Annotated in this window: 12 protein-coding genes; 5 read left to right on the top strand and 7 right to left on the bottom strand. The window is 56.9% G+C overall.

The window, feature by feature from the left end; translation table 11 throughout:
- Positions 1-695 precede the first annotated feature (695 nt).
- Genes V3W49_RS02435 through V3W49_RS02425 form a run of 3 tightly spaced genes read right to left on the bottom strand, consistent with a single transcriptional unit; the run spans position 696 to position 4,998 of the window.
- Positions 696-1,886 (bottom strand): glycoside hydrolase family 88 protein, encoded by a 1,191-nt coding sequence (locus tag V3W49_RS02435; RefSeq protein WP_500143450.1) that lies wholly within the window; start codon positions 1,884-1,886, stop codon positions 696-698.
- Positions 1,883-3,157 (bottom strand): oligosaccharide MFS transporter, encoded by a 1,275-nt coding sequence (locus V3W49_RS02430; RefSeq protein WP_500143449.1) that lies wholly within the window; start codon positions 3,155-3,157, stop codon positions 1,883-1,885. The genes V3W49_RS02435 and V3W49_RS02430 overlap by 4 nt, the downstream gene beginning before the upstream one ends.
- Entirely contained in the window at positions 3,154-4,998 is a 1,845-nt protein-coding gene (locus V3W49_RS02425; RefSeq protein ID WP_500143447.1) for a DUF2264 domain-containing protein, read from the bottom strand. Before V3W49_RS02425 ends, V3W49_RS02430 begins: the two co-directional genes overlap by 4 nt.
- Before the next feature lie 227 nt (positions 4,999-5,225).
- Here V3W49_RS02425 and V3W49_RS02420 point away from each other — a divergent pair, with 227 nt between their 5' ends.
- The 3 genes from V3W49_RS02420 (at position 5,226) to V3W49_RS02410 (ending at position 8,611) form a co-directional block, all read left to right on the top strand.
- Positions 5,226-6,077: a helix-turn-helix domain-containing protein gene (locus V3W49_RS02420; protein ID WP_500143445.1), complete on the top strand. Its 852-nt coding sequence runs from the start codon at positions 5,226-5,228 to the stop codon at positions 6,075-6,077.
- A 471-nt stretch (positions 6,078-6,548) separates the two neighbouring features.
- Positions 6,549-7,022 (top strand): ferritin-like domain-containing protein, encoded by a 474-nt coding sequence (locus V3W49_RS02415; RefSeq protein ID WP_500143443.1) that lies wholly within the window; start codon positions 6,549-6,551, stop codon positions 7,020-7,022.
- 245 nt (positions 7,023-7,267) lie between these two features.
- Complete coding sequence (locus tag V3W49_RS02410) at positions 7,268-8,611, top strand: anaerobic C4-dicarboxylate transporter (protein WP_500143442.1); 1,344 nt, start codon at positions 7,268-7,270, stop codon at positions 8,609-8,611.
- Between the two features lie 4 nt (positions 8,612-8,615).
- On the opposite strand, the gene V3W49_RS02405 is transcribed toward V3W49_RS02410, so the two are convergent.
- The 3 genes from V3W49_RS02405 to azuC form a co-directional block, all read right to left on the bottom strand.
- Positions 8,616-8,870 carry a DUF2766 family protein gene (locus V3W49_RS02405; protein ID WP_500143441.1) on the bottom strand — a complete coding sequence of 85 codons (255 nt, stop codon included), beginning with the start codon at positions 8,868-8,870 and terminating at the stop codon, positions 8,616-8,618.
- A gap of 61 nt (positions 8,871-8,931) precedes the next feature.
- Complete coding sequence (locus tag V3W49_RS02400) at positions 8,932-9,789, bottom strand: D-amino-acid transaminase (protein WP_500143440.1); 858 nt, start codon at positions 9,787-9,789, stop codon at positions 8,932-8,934.
- Between the two features lie 348 nt (positions 9,790-10,137).
- Positions 10,138-10,221, bottom strand: coding sequence for a stress response protein AzuC (gene azuC, locus V3W49_RS02395; protein ID WP_014229869.1), 84 nt, complete (start codon positions 10,219-10,221; stop codon positions 10,138-10,140).
- Between the two features lie 202 nt (positions 10,222-10,423).
- Between azuC and V3W49_RS02390 the strand changes: the two genes are divergently transcribed.
- Positions 10,424-11,848, top strand: coding sequence for an MFS transporter (locus V3W49_RS02390; protein ID WP_500143438.1), 1,425 nt, complete (start codon positions 10,424-10,426; stop codon positions 11,846-11,848).
- Between the two features lie 34 nt (positions 11,849-11,882).
- On the opposite strand, the gene V3W49_RS02385 is transcribed toward V3W49_RS02390, so the two are convergent.
- Entirely contained in the window at positions 11,883-12,521 is a 639-nt protein-coding gene (locus V3W49_RS02385) for an RpiB/LacA/LacB family sugar-phosphate isomerase (RefSeq protein WP_500143437.1), read from the bottom strand.
- 458 nt (positions 12,522-12,979) lie between these two features.
- Here V3W49_RS02385 and tyrP point away from each other — a divergent pair, with 458 nt between their 5' ends.
- On the top strand, positions 12,980-14,191 hold the full coding sequence (gene tyrP / locus V3W49_RS02380; protein WP_500143436.1) for a tyrosine transporter TyrP: 1,212 nt from the start codon (positions 12,980-12,982) through the stop codon (positions 14,189-14,191).
- Positions 14,192-14,243: the final 52 nt, after the last annotated feature.

Below are 14,243 nucleotides of genomic sequence, written 5' to 3'. Positions count from 1 at the left end.
GGTGAACGGGCCAGGGGGCTCAGTCGCCGCTCCCCTGGCAACCCGGGCTCCCCGGCGGTAAAAAACGCCCTTCGGGGCCCCTTCGCTTATCACTCCGGGCTTTTCGGAACGGGCAAGAGTCGCCATCCCTGGCGACCTTGCCCTGTCGCGACATCCTGTCGCTCCTCCGGCCCTTCGTGAACGCTGCGGCGTTTTTTAAGCCGGGTGGCAACACCCTCGTCGCTTCAGACGGGGTGCTTAAATACAACCAGCAATACCTTTACGGATAAGTTTAAGGCTGAAGGTAGCAGGCGATGACACTCCGGCCTGAAAATCGCCGGAGTATTCCCGGCTGCCAGGGTCAGCCCGACAGGACGCCCGACCCGTCCGGCTGGCGGGAATACGCAGGACAAAATTGCCGGGAGCCATTTTGAACAACGCCGCAGGCGTTGCCCCAAAGGGGCCCGGCCCAGGGGGGGGCCGGGTTAATCCGCGACAGCAGCGATTTTCACGCCGGAAAGCCGGGGTGTCAGGCGCGGCATCTGAGCCCCTGGCCCGGTCACCGGTTCCGCAACCGGCATATAAAAATCCCCTTAAGGTGAACGGAACCTCCACCAGTGCGGCATATTCCTCCAGAACACGGCACCACAGCAATAATATTTCCCGTTAATGACCCCCTACCTTTCCGCGTACATCCCGGTGGGGAGAAGGAATCACTACCAGTAACTATGCCAACTCTGACGCAAACGGGTCAGCGCCTCCAGCCAGAAGTAGTCCCCCCAACTACAGCATTCGTCCACGCCCTTGCCGCTCGACATATGATAAACCGAGTGCTTAAGCAATCCTTCGCAGGATTCATCATCCCGGGAAAGATAGTGACGGGTCAGCGATTCCATTATCCGCAGTGCCATCTCTTCATAGGCCGGACGCAGCGGATCCAGGGTCGGCAGTGCCTTCACCAGTTCCAGCAGCCCGCATACCGCAATAGCGGCGGCGGAACTGTCGCGCACGGCATCGGTACCGAGCAGCGCCAGATCCCAGTGGCAGACGTCATCTTCCGGCAATCGGTTCAGAAAGTAGTGCGCCAGGCTGCGCGACAGCTCGACGTAGCCGCGCTCGCCGGTGTGGTTCCAGCTCAGCAGGAAGCCGTAAATACCCCACGCCTGTCCACGAGACCAGCAGGAACTATCGCTGAAGCCCTGGTGGGTGTTGCCAAAACGCGGCGCGCCGCTGTTCACATCCATATAAAAAGTATGGTAGGTCGAAGCGTCTGGTCGCACGATGTGGTCAGACGCCTGTTGCGCATGGGCCCGGGCAGCCTGATGATAGCGGGCGTCACCGGTCTGCTGGCTGGCCCAGTAGAGCAGCGGCAGATTCATATTGCAGTCGATAATCATCCGCCCCTGCTGTTCGGGGTCGCGCAGATCTCCCCAGGCCTGGATTATCTTCGCCACCGGGTTGTAGCGCTCCATCAGGGCGTCCGCCGCCTGTAACGCCGCCCGGCGGGCGGCTTCGTTTCCGGTCAGTCGCCAGGCACTGACGCAGGAGAGCGAATAGAGAAAGCCCAGATCGTGGGTGGCCGTGCCGATGCGTTGCTCAATACGGCGATAGAACGATGGCAGGTAGCGTTCCGCCGCTGCGCGGTAGTGCGCCTCACCGGTCAACTCCCAGGCCAGCCACAGCTGACCGACCCAGAAACTGGTAGTCCACTCCACATTTTCAGTACGCGGCCAGCGCCCGTCCTGGCAGGCCTCGCCGGGGAATTTATCGCCAAAGGCCGCCAGGTTGCGATCGAGCAGGCGACAGGCGCGTGCCAGCGCCTGCTCCAGCAGAGCTTTCAGTGCAGGCCTGTCGACCTGGTACAATTCAACGGGGCGTAGAGGCTCAGTAACGACGGAACGGATCATAATATCTCCTCGTTGGGAAGGTTACCCGGAGCGGAAACCGCCTGACGCGCTGGTGCGCGCCGCTCTCCGGCAAGCGTAAAAGCGGAAATGAGGGTGAACAGCAGCGCACAGGTGCCCATCAACAGATAGGTGTGCTCGAAACCGATACGGTCGTAGAGATAACCTGCCGGCGGCGCCACCACCACCGAGCCGACGTAGATCATCGCCTGGTAGCCCATCAGATACATGGTAGCGTTCACTTTTTTGTCGAAATGGGCAGCAATATATTTAAAGACCGAAATCAGCAACAGCGAGATCTCAAGACCATAGAGCGGCTTAATAATCGAGATAACCAACGGGTCCTCGGTCAGTCCGCAGGCGATAAGTCTGGCCCCCACCACGCAGCCGCAGATAATCAGCCCGGCTTTGGCCCCAAAACGATTCACCAGTAGAGGGATACACATCATCATCACAAACTCGGTACCGGACTGCACGGTGCTGAGGTAGCCGAACCAGGCATTGCCCTGCTCCCGGGTTTCGAAAAACGAGACGAAATAGCGTGGAAACTGCTGTTCGGCCACAAACATCATCCAGGCGACACCAGCCACGTAGAGGCTGAACATCCAGAACTTGCGGTTACGCAGCAGCGCCGCCACATCGCCCGGCATAATTTTGTCTTTGGCGATCACGTCATTATCGCGCAGCAGATCGTCCCCCAGCTTCAGACTGACCAGCATCAGCAGCATCAGTATCGAGGTGGCGCTGCTCAGCAGGAAGTTCGCCAGCGGCGTCAGATTAAACAGCAGGCCGGAAAACGACGCCGCCAGCGCCCAGCCCAGGGAACCCCACATCCGGATCCGCCCGAACTCCAGACCATACAGTCGACTAAAGCGATCGGCGTAAGACTCCGCCGCCGCCACTCCGGCGTACCAGCCCAGACTGAGCCAGAATGCACCGACAATCATGCCAATAGTGGTGTGACTCATCAGCAGGGGCTGATAGACCAGCACAAAGAACGGCGCCATCAGGGCCGAGATGATGCAGACAAAATAGAGCAGCCACTTACTCATGCCGATTTTGTCCATGATGTAGCCATAAACCGGCTTCAGGATCACGGCAAACAGACCGTTTACCGCAAATACGCTGCCAATGGTCACGCTGTCCAGTCCCACCTTCTGGCTGAGCCACAGCGCGTACAGCCCGAAACTGGATGACCAGGTAAAGAAATAGAGGAAAATAAAGCCGCTCATTCTAAGCTGGGCGCTACGGGTTGGGGTTGATGCAGTAGTCATAACATTCTCCCTGCGTCGGCAAGCCGGAACACGGTTTGCTGATTTCCGTGATGAACCACAATTTGCCGCCCTTCCCGACGCAGGCGAGGCGGTTCCGGTTCGGCGACATCGTCATCTCCGGCCCAGACTGCGCAGCACAGCAGGTGCTCCCCGGGTGTCAGCTCGCCGCGCAGCGTCGGTATAGCGCTACGTTCCGGCCACATCAGATTGCTGTTGGGCGGCGTCATTACCGTTTCACCGCGGCGCGACATGGCTCCAATATCCAGAATACCGCTGCGACTTGTGCCGCAGTACAGCCAGCAACCGCCCGATACCACGCGGGGAGCCACCCGCTGTCCGGGCAGACTAAAGCCCCCCTCCGCGCTTTCCAGGCGCCTGTCGCTTACGAGGTGATGGATGCGCACCTGCCAGTCACCAGCCGTTAGTTGCCAACTGTCGATCCGCACCGTCGGCCACGGCCGCCAGCGGCTGTAGATTATGCCGTCCCGGGTTTCCACCCGCTCACAGCCGCGACGCCCACGCCAGTAGCCGTCCCCTTCGCTCAGCAACAGCATAGAGTCAACAGCAGCATGAGACAGCCCAAAACGTCCCCGTTCCAGGGTAAAGCCGAAACGGCTGGAGTAGGCGAATTTGCAGTATTTGGCTTCGGTATTAACGTAGTTGTTCAGCTCAAGCTGTCCGGCGGTCGCCATCCACAAATGACGCCCCTTGCGCTGGCGCACCACCACCTGATCGGCCTGGGGAATGGCGTGCCGCTCATCCAGCGGCGGCAACGGCTGCTCCGGCGCCTGCCAGAAGGGATCCGAATCATCCAGCGCCAGCACCAGCAGGGTTTTCAGCGCCCAGTAAGGAGAGCCAGGCGCATTATAGTCTTCGGCCATCACCAGATTTGGGTAGCAGTAGCCCACCGACAGCACGCCGTCACGATCGAATATCGGCTGACGCATCCACCAGCGCAGATGGCGCATTACCAGCCCTTTAATAACCCCGGGAGAGAAAGGCTCCAGACCGGCAAAAGCGCAGGCGCTCCAGAAAGCCCCCTGAGCGAAGCGATAGGTCAGACTGCGCCCGAACGGAATGGCTGCGCCCTCTTCATCGAAAAAGTGGATAAAATCGCGCGCGAAACGAGCCGCGCGCTGGCGCAGAATCTGACAGCGTTCGGGATCGATATCCGCCATCAATCGGGCGTAGATCAGGCCGTAAAAGTGAAAGCCCATAGCGATGTAATAGTCGCGTGGACGACCAGGACCGTCGCTATACCACCCCTCCCCCAGCCAGTATGCCTCAATGCTGGCGAAGTGGCGTTCCACCACCGCCATATCGAAAGGCATTCCGGCGGCGCGGAATCCTACCTGTACCAGGACAGGGAAGAAGTGCCAGTTATTATCAGGGATTTCCGCCTGCTCGCTCTGTTTCAACCAGCGCCACAAGTGCTCGCGCTCTGTCGCGCTAAAGTGGGCCAGCAGCGGCTCGGGCGCAATAGCCAACAGCAGACCGAAGGCGGCCATTTCCACCACCCGCTGGTCAAAAGGGCCGATATCTCCCCAGTAGCCAGAGTGTTCGGGCGTGACCCCGGCTTTGATAATAGCAACGTAATTCATTAGTCTGGCGGGCGTTTCTCCCCCGGCCAGCAAAGGCGCAATTCCCCACAGCAGTCGTGAAAACGCCTCTATTCCACCAATGTCGTGCCCGTAATGGGCGCAGGTATTTCCCAGGTAGAGGCGGGCACTATCGTTATCAAACCATGGCTCGGCCGCCGCCAGTAAAGCGCTGGCCAACTGGCTCACCGCTTCGCGATTATTTAACCTCAATCCGGCACTACCAATATTTTCAGGACACACAGATCCCTCCCGTCGAATATGACAGTCATTTAGCTCAATCGCTATGGAATGATGGCCGGCGCCTGCCATCAGGGCTGAGGCAGAGTATCGGCATTATCGAAAGCGCCGTTGTTATCCGGCTCACAAAAATGAACCATTATTTCAATTTAAAGCAGCATTGTTATCGTCAGGCACGATAAATTGCAGCCGGTAGCAGAAAAACTTAATTTTATTGCACTGGGGACTCGATGGCGCAGACCCAACTTCTCGAACATATTCTGCTTAATCAGCGAACCATTTCCTTCAACCGGATGAACCACTCCAGCGCGCGCTATTATCACTGGCACCAGTGCCTGGAAATTCTGTGGATCTCAAAAGGCTACGGTATTGTGGTGGTGGATAATCAGCATTACACTGCCCGCCCGGGCAGACTTTTTATCTTTCCGCCGTTCCGTCTGCACAAGGTGCAGGTGGACGCCAGCGCCAGTAATCCATACCACCGCACCACCATGCATATCGAACAGAGCGAAGTGTTGGGAGCACTGCGTGACTTTCCCCGCCAGCAGCATCAGTTTTCATTGCTCTCTTCCAGCGAAGCGCCAGCCCAGGCCTGTGATTTAAGCGAGCGCAGCGCTTTTGTCGAACAGATACTGGGGAATTTCGCCGCGCTGGAGCGCGAAGGCGCGCCTCCTACCAGCGATGTGGCCTTTCTGGTGATGCAGCTAATGGGCTTTCTGCCTTCGCGCCCGGAAGCCTGGCGCCCCCGCAACCCAACGGTTGCTACCCGCATCATGGACTGGATAGAACGACACTACAGTGAAAAATTCAGTCTGGAACGGCTGGCCGAAGAGATGGGACTGTCGCGCAGCTATACTTCACGCCTGTTTCGTCAACAAACCGGAGGCAGCCTGCATGAGTATCTGCTTAGCCGGCGCATTAAGCGGGCCTGCGAACTGCTACGCAATACCACGTTGCCGGTAGAGGCCATCGCTGCCGCGACAGGTTTCAGCGATGTCACCTGGTTTATCACCAGCTTTAAGAAGATGATGAACTGCACACCGCTGAAATATCGCAAAAATGTGTCTCTGATTGAAAAGTGACAATTTTCTGAAAATTGATCCAGTTCGATTATAAGTTTATTCCCCTTAGCTATAAAAAATGAATTTAATCATTTTACCGTCAATTAGTCCGAAACCTCGCTACCCTTTAACATTAATTGCGAATATACTCAGCGGCAATTCAGATATGAACTTAAAGAGTCACTAACTATCAGATGGTTAATCCATCCACAACCTGTCCGGGCGCTACCTGTAAGCTAACAGGATTTAAATTTCAGGGTATTCCCTTACTTCATAGAGAAATTTATCCGACAAGACTTTTCCTAATGCAGATTAAGCGCTAATATCCTTACCAGGAAAATGGACTCATACTCTGATAGCAGAACGCGGTTATATCGGTTTATTTCGGCACAAAGCGTCACTGTTCCAGGCGGCCATGGAAGCGACGCGCAAAAATTTTTGCCCTGGTGGCCGGCAACGCAACGGGGCAATACGCAAATAAGGATATTAAACATGGCAGCCCCCGGAATGCTCCAGAACCTCAGTATCCAGATAGAGCGTGAATTTCACGCTTCTCATCTCTGTATGCGACTAAGCCACTGGAGCACGGAACAGTGCCTTAATGGTCTGGCCTGCTTCCTGCGTGACCAGGCACAGGAGTGCATCACCCAGATGGTGCAAGTTTTTAACTATATGAAACGCGCCGGTGGTAATCCGGTTATTAGCGCTGACATACCGGAGTTCCCTCCCTGCGACTCTGTTGAGCACTTGTTCGAACAAATCCATGATGAATTCCAGCGCCGCGACGAAACGCTGACTCAACTGCGCCAGGCCTCCTGGGCCACCCGGGACTTTACCACCCTGGCGTTTATCACTCAGTTGATAAGCCAGCAGCAGCGGGATAAAGCACGTCTGGAAACCCTACGCCATGAAATTTTCCACTCCCTGGCGCACGGGTTATGTATTCGCCAGGCCGGACTGAATTAATAGCAGCAGCAGATTTACCTTGTGAGTGGTGTTCGCCCGGTGCTCCCGGGCCATTTTCTGCCCCCTGTCCGGGGCAATTGTTCCTGTTCCCCTTTCCCGTTGCCGGCGCGCTCCTGTTCCAGCAACGGGCTTTTCTTTAGTCATCGCCTGAATCGTTTCAGAACCAGAAGCATCTCTCAATTATTAACCGCTTTTTTTGTAATGATTTATTCCACGACATCTGATAACGACACAAGGATATGTTTATGCTGGTTGCGGAATTTATCGTCATTATTCTCTGTTTGCTGGTCGGCACCCGCTATGGTGGAATGGGTCTGGGCCTGATTAGCGGCATCGGTCTGTTTATTCTTAGTTTTGTCTTTGGGCTGCAGCCGGGGAAACCGCCGGTGGATGTTATGCTCACCATCCTGGCGGTGATCGGCTGTGCCGCCACGTTACAGAGCGCGGGCGGGCTGAATGTGATGATGCAGTTTGCCGAGCGTCTGCTGCGCCGCCATCCTCAACATATTACCCTGCTGGCGCCGCTGACCACCTGGACGCTCACCTTTCTGTGCGGTACCGGCCATGTGGTCTACACCATGTTTCCGATTATCGCAGATATTGCGCTGCGGCGCGGCATTCGCCCGGAACGGCCGATGGCGGTGGCCTCCGTCGCTTCACAGATGGCGATCACTGCATCACCGGTGTCGGTAGCTGTGGTATCGCTGGTATCGATTCTGGCGGCCGCTCATGGTATCGGCGAACCTCTGGGTATTCTGCAAATTCTGGCGGTATCGGTACCTGCGTCGCTGTGCGGCGTACTGGTGGCAGCCCTGTGGAGCCTGAAACGCGGTAAGGATCTCGACGATGATCCGGACTTCCAGCGGCGCCTCAGAGATCCGGCGCAGCGCGAGTATATTTACGGCGGCAGCGAAACCCTGATGAATCAACGTTTTCCGCGAGCGGCATACCGGGCTACTGCCTTGTTTTTTATGGCGATTCTGGTGGTGGTGGCGCTGGGCGCCATGCCGCAGCTGCGTCCGGCTTTCGAAGTTAAAGGCGCCCTGCGTCCCCTGTCGATGAATCTGACCATCCAGATGATGATGCTGATAGCCGGTGCCGCGATCCTGATTCTGTGCAAGGTTCGCCCGGGTGCCATTGCCGAAGGCGCGGTGTTTAAAGCCGGAATGGTGGCGATCTTCTCAGTATTCGGAGTCGCATGGATGAGCGACACCTTCTTTCAGGCACATCTGGAAACGCTGAAAATGGCGCTGGAAGGCGTGGTACGCGATCATCCCTGGAGCTATGCGCTGGTGCTGTTTCTGGTGTCAAAGCTGGTGAACAGCCAGGCGGCAGCGCTGACGGCCGTGGCTCCAATGGGGTTGATGCTGGGCGTGGAGCCGAAGATGCTGTTGGCCTTCTTTCCGGCTGCCTATGGTTACTTTATTCTGCCGACTTACCCGAGCGATCTGGCCTGTATTGGCTTCGATCGCTCAGGCACTACCCGCATCGGCAGATTTATCCTCAACCACAGCTTTATCTTGCCGGGGCTGATTGGCGTGGGCAGCGCCTGCCTTACCAGCTGGCTGCTGGTACAGGCCATCTGGTAGCGCCTTAGTGGGTCTCTGCCTGTTCGCCCTTGAACTTCAGTTCAATCAGGGCGATAGCTTTCTGAATTGCGCGGCGGGTCACCGGATCGGAGGCCGCTGCGTTATCAGAAAAGTCGATGGACTTAAGCTGGCCGGCCATTTTATCGCGCACCTCCACCGGGGCGATCACGTCGATCACATCGAGAATCTGCTTAATCACCAGCTGGCAGGCGACCACATCGGATACCAGTTCCTCTTCGCGGGTCAGGGATTGGGACATACTTCACTCCTTAATTCACGGAGGCGACAGTCTACCTGTCCCGAAGCCTGAAGGGTACCGTTCAGGCGATTTGTTCGCGCAGCGCCGCAATGTAATGCTCGCGCAGCCGACGGGTGAATGGCCCAGGCGCACCATCGCCAATCGTAACGCCGTCGATAGCCACCACCGGCCATACCAGACTGGTGGCTGAACTGATAAAGACCTCGCTGGCCTCCCGAGCCTCTGCCGGAGTAAAGGGCCTTTCCACATGCTCGATTCCCAGGCGCTGCGCCAGTTTCAGCAGGACTCCCCGGGTAATGCCGTGTAAAATGTTGTTATCCAGCGGTCGGGTAACCAGACGGTTATCGCGCGTTACGATAAACACGTTGCTGGAAGCCCCTTCGGTGATAAAGCCCTGTTCCACCAGCAGCGCATCATCCGCCCCCCGGCTTCGTGCTTCCTGTTTCGCCATGCAGGCCGCCAGCAGCCCCACCGTTTTAATGTCGCGCCGCCCCCAGCGAATATCCGGACAGGTAATCACCCGAATGCCCTGTAGCCCCTGAGGCACATCGACGATCGCCCGGGCCTGGGTGAACAGCACCAGCGTCGGCGCTGTCCCTTCCGGGCAGAGAAAGCTGCGATCGCCGCTGTCGCCACGGGTCAGTTGCAGATAAACGGCCCCTTCATCGAGTCGATTGCGGCTAATGAGTTCCTGATGCAGAGTCCGTAGCGCTTCGTCGTCCCAGGGACAGGCAATTTCCAGAGCCTGACAGGAGCGGCGCAGACGAGCCATATGGCCGTCAAAATCCACCAGTTTGCCGTCTATCACTGCCGTCACTTCGTAAATCGCGTCGGCGAACAGAAAACCCCGATCAAAAACCGATACCGTTGCCTGCTGCTCCGGCAGCCAGTCGCCATTAATCCAGACCGTACGAGACATAACTCCTCCATGCTAATATGAAAACGCGGAGCTGAGAGCAGACCATCACGCCGCGGCCCCGGTTCAGCATAGCCGATCTACCCTACGATGCACGCGGTCTTTATCGACAAGGCGACAACAGCGGAAATGCATAAAAATGGCCTTATCGCCCGCTGGCGGATAGCGGAAAAAGCAACAGTGGCATTTTTAGGCCACGCAACAGAATAAACGTCCCACTTTGTCCGGCGTCTATGTGAACAAAATTTCCCCCTCAGCCGCACAACAGCACCATAAAACAAAACGCCCGCGACCACTGAAGGTCACGGGCGTTTGCTGAGATTAACTCGCTGTTATCTGACGCGAGTCTTATCAGAACATCGCTCCGGGCGGTACGTCTTTAAAGGTTTTGCAGTAGTTCTCAAACATGCTTTTCAGGATTTTGCGCAGTTTCATCGTTATAGCTCCTGGTTTTATGTGTGCAGATGATGCTCGCGATGAGTCTATAATATGACCACAGTCACAAAAATCAACATATTTGTGATGCGTGTCACATAAAAAATCCATTTTTTTACCTCATCCCGGTAAACCCCTTGCAAAACATGCCCCGGACTGCTTACCTGACCATAAATTTTTAAAACACGGTTTTAATCAATCCATGCCTCTGTCCGATCGTGCCGCTTCCGGCAAAAGTGGCCTTTCCCCTGCTGCGCTGCTGGTGGCTGGCGCTTTCTTTATGGAATTTCTTGACGGCACCGTGATCGCCACGGCTCTGCCGGAGATGGCGCAGAGCTTCGACGTCAGCCCCGTCGATCTCAATATCGGCATCAGCGCCTACCTGCTGACGCTGGCGATACTGATTCCGGCCAGCGGCTGGATAGCCGATCGCTACGGTGCCCGCCGGGTCTTTACCCTTGCGCTGGGAATTTTCACCCTGGCTTCAGTGCTGTGCGGGCTGGCGACCAGCATGGAGCTGTTCGTTGCCATGCGGGTACTTCAGGGAGCGGGCGGTGCCCTGATGGTACCGGTGGGACGCCTGGCGATACTGCGCACCACCCCCAAACCCCGCCTGATCGCCGCCATCGCCACCCTGACCTGGCCCGCGCTGGTAGCCCCCATCATCGGCCCGCCGCTGGGGGGATTTATTACCAGTTATGCCAGCTGGCGCTGGATCTTCTTTATCAATCTACCGCTGGGGTTGCTCGCCATGTGGCTCGCCTGGCGTCTGATTCCGGATCTCCGCGACGAGGCGCGCCGCCCTTTCGATCTTCCCGGATTCGCCGCCACGGCTGTCGCGATGACGGCCCTGGTCAGCGGCATGGAAATGCTGGGCGCCGAACAGCATAACGGCGCCTTCAGCCTGGCGATGCTGGGACTGGGAGCGGGCGCTCTGTGGCTTGCCCTGCGCCATTTTCGCCGTAGCGCGCATCCCATGATACGCCTTGACGCCATGACGGTACCGACGTTTAGCGTAACGATGTATGGCGGCTCGCTGTTTCGCTGCACCATCAGCGCCGTACCCTTTCTGCTGCCGCTGCTGTTCCAGGTGGGCTTTGGAATGGATCCCTTCCAGGCCGGGCTACTGGTGCTGGCGGTGTTTGCCGGAAACCTGGCGATGAAGCCCGGCACCACCTGGCTTATCCGCCGCTGTGGCTTTAAAAAACTCCTGATTGGCAACGGCCTGCTTAATGTGCTGGCGCTGCTGGCCTGCGCTCTGCTAACACCGGACACCGCGCAGTGGCTGACCCTGGCGGTTCTGTTCCTGGGCGGAATGTTTCGTTCTATGCAGTTTACCGGCATCAGTACCCTGGCCTTCGCCGACGTACCGCAGGAGGCCATGAGCTACGCCAATACGCTGTTCAGTACGGCGACCCAACTGGCCGCCGGTCTGGGAGTCACCCTGGGGGCGATCGGTATCCGCCTTGGGGAGCAACTGGCGCCGCAGATAGGGCTGGGTGAATTACCAGGCATCAGTTTTCGCTGCGCTTTTGCGTTTCTTGCGCTGCTCACACTAATTGGCCTGTTCGATCTGTTACGCCTGACGCCGGACGCGGGTAGTAACGTATCGCAGAAAGGGGATTAAATAGCGCGCGGGCAGCACACCCGCGCGGCGGCCATTAGCCGAGGATCTCACGCACAAAGGCTTCGATCTCTTTGTTCTGGCCGTTTTCGAAGAAGCACTTCTGGAAACGTTCGCCGGAAACCGCCGTTTTTACCAGTTCAGGATCGATAGCGCGCAGGGTATCAAGATAGTTTTCTTTTACCACCGCCGCTTTCACCTGATTCAGGATACCGGCATTGCGCACCTGCGGCGCTTTACGCTCAGGCGGATAGCCTTCACCGTTACGGCCGGTAAAGGCTTTTTCAAAGATGTAGCGCACGTTCAGTTCAGCGCCCCAGCCAAATCCTTTGGCAAACGGCAGCGAGAGTGCGTTACCGTTATTGATTTGCGCGAACAGGAAGGCGTCTGCCGGGTCAATGCAGTAACCGCAAACCACGCCCGGATGAATATTCAGGGACATTAGCGCCCCCTGCCCGGTGCCACAACCTGTCACCACAAAATCAACCGCCTTCGCGTTGAGCAGAATGCTGGCCATGATGCCCAGATGGATATAGGTCAGATGGTGATCCTGCTCATCGCACATACCGACGTTATAGACCGGCCAGGACTTCTCACCGGCAACGGCCTGTAATTCGTTGAGGATAATGGCGTTCTTGCTTGCCTGGCTATTTTCCATCATCAACGCGATTTTCATTCTTAGGTCTCCTGAACTGCATGGTCATGAAGGGTTTACGGATTCTGTCCACCATACACCCCAACAAACATGCTTTCAAATAAAATGAAAAATCGTTTTAAAAAATAGAATTCAACTCACAAATTTGCCTGCGACCAGGAAGTTTCAGCGAAACAATCATGGCAGGGTATCGGGGAGCGGCGTCAGTGACAACCATTGATGAACAGAGGAAAAGTCGTCGCCCACGCGCTGCATGATGAATGCTGGCAGAGCTTATCCTGATGAGTGGTAAACCTGCGCCTGCCGGGCAGAAGAAGCCCAACATGAAGATGTTGCATCGGAACAGGTTGTCCCGGGACGCGTCGCGCAATGCGTAAACTTATCAATACAATTATTGTAACTGAGATTTGACGAAAATCGGCAATTCCCGTAATCTGCGCAGCACTCTGTGGTATCTGCGATAAAACCTGGAATAAAAAGTGAAAAATAAGACTGTCGGCAGTATTTTCATCGTAGCCGGCACCACGATCGGAGCAGGAATGCTGGCAATGCCCCTTGCCGCTTCCGGTGTGGGATTCGGGGTCACCGCTCTCTTGCTGTTCGCGCTCTGGGCGCTAATGAGTTATACCGCACTGCTGCTGGTGGAAGTCTGGCAGCATGAATCTCCGGATGCAGGACTGGCAACCCTGGCCCGCCGCTACCTGGGGCGCCCCGGCCAGTGGCTGGCGGGTTGCAGTATGCTATTCCTGATGTACGCCCTGACCGCCGCCTATATCAGCGGAGCCGGCGAACTGCTGGCCGACAGCCTGAACCAATGGCTCTCGCTGAGCCTTTCCCCGACCGCTGGCGTATTGCTGTTTACCCTGGTGGCTGGCGGTATCGTCTGTATCGGCACCCACGCGGTGGACTTCTTTAACCGCTGGCTGTTCAGCGCCAAACTGGTGCTGCTGGTGGTAATGCTGACGCTGATGATGCCCCATATCCACCGGGTGAATCTGCTCACCTTACCGCTGGAACAGGGGCTGGCGCTGTCGGCGATTCCGGTTATCTTTACCTCCTTCGGTTTTCACGGCAGCGTACCCAGTATCGTGCGTTATATGGGCGGGGATATTCGCCGCCTGCGCTGGATCTTCATTACCGGCAGCGCCATTCCGCTGATCGCCTATCTGTTCTGGCAACTGGCCACCCTTGGCGCAATCAGCAGCGCCGCCCTGACCCGTATCGCCGCCAGCCATGCTGGCCTGAACGGCCTGTTGCAGGCGGTACGCGAAGTGGTCAGTTCTCCCCACGTAGAACTGACGGTACATCTGTTTGCCGATCTGGCGTTGGCCACCTCGTTCCTTGGCGTCGCACTGGGGCTGTTCGATTATCTGGCCGATCTGTTGCAACGCCGCCGCAATGCCATCGGACGATTGCAGACCGGCGTGATAACCTTTGCGCCGCCGCTAATCTTTGCGCTGTTTTATCCACGCGGCTTCGTTATGGCCCTTGGCTATGCGGGTATCGCGCTATCTGCGCTGGCGCTATTGCTACCTACCCTGCTGGCATGGCAGAGCCGACGTCGTCACCCAGAAAGCTGCTGGAAGGCGCCAGGCGGCACACCGCTGCTGTGCCTGGTATTTCTGTGCGGCATCTCCATTATTATTATTCAATTCGCCATCGCCGCTGGCCTGCTCTCTTCTCCGGGTTAACTGCCATACCGCAATAAAAAAGGCAGGGTATGCTGCCTTTTTTATCTTTCAT

It is taken from the genome of Rosenbergiella sp. YN46 (genome assembly GCF_036620675.1).
Taxonomy (GTDB): Bacteria; Pseudomonadota; Gammaproteobacteria; order Enterobacterales; family Enterobacteriaceae; genus Jejubacter.
This window is presented reverse-complemented; position numbering and strand designations above follow the sequence as displayed.